General features: G+C 69.7%; 1 protein-coding gene. It reads left to right on the top strand.

All coding sequences use genetic code 11. From position 1 onward, the window contains the following. Positions 1–804 (top strand): calcium-binding protein (locus tag LCM32_RS21900; RefSeq protein ID WP_318246217.1); only part of this gene is annotated, 804 nt, incomplete at both ends.

Genomic DNA, 804 nt, shown 5'->3' with positions numbered 1-804 from the left:
CGACACCATCAAGGGCGGCGGCGGCAATGACACCGTCTGGGGCGACAACGGTCGGGACGTGATCTACCTCAACAACGGGGCCGATCTCTTCAACGACAACGCTCAGGACGGGACCTACGGCGCTGACCTCGTCCGCGGCGGCAGCGGGAATGACACGCTCCTCGGCGACGGCGGCAACGACACGCTTTCGGGCGACGGCGGACACGACTCGATCACCGGCGGCATCGGCGATGACAGCCTCGATGGCGGCACCGGCAACGACACGATCGACGCCGGAGACGGCAACGATACGGTCGACGGCGGCGACGGCATGGACGTGATCACCCTCGGGGACGGCGCCGACCTCTTCACCGACACCGCCCAGAACACCTCCGGCGGCGCAGACAGTGTCGACGGTGGCAACGGCAACGACACGCTCCTCGGCGACGGCGGCAACGACACGCTCCTCGGCGGCAGCGGGAACGACTCGATCACCGGCGGCCTCGGCGATGACAGCATCGATGGCGGCAACGGCAACGACACGATCGACGCCGGCGACGGCAACGACACGGTCGACGGCGGCAACGGCATCGACGTGATCCTGCTCGGGGACGGCGACGACGTCTTCATCGACACCGCCCAGAACACCTCCGGCGGCGCGGACAGCGTCGATGGCGGCCAGGGCGACGACCTCCTCACCGGGGATGGCGGCAACGACACCCTGCTGGGCGGCGGCGGCAAGGACACGCTGGAAGGCGGCATCGGCGACGACCTCCTCACCGGCGGCGGCGGCCCGGACCTCTTCGTCTTCCACGACGACTGGGG

The sequence above is a fragment of the Pseudooceanicola nanhaiensis genome, assembly GCF_020171315.1.
Taxonomy (GTDB): Bacteria; Pseudomonadota; Alphaproteobacteria; order Rhodobacterales; family Rhodobacteraceae; genus Pseudooceanicola; species Pseudooceanicola nanhaiensis_A.
Note: the sequence above shows the minus strand (reverse complement) of the source record. Positions and strands in the feature narration are given on the sequence as shown.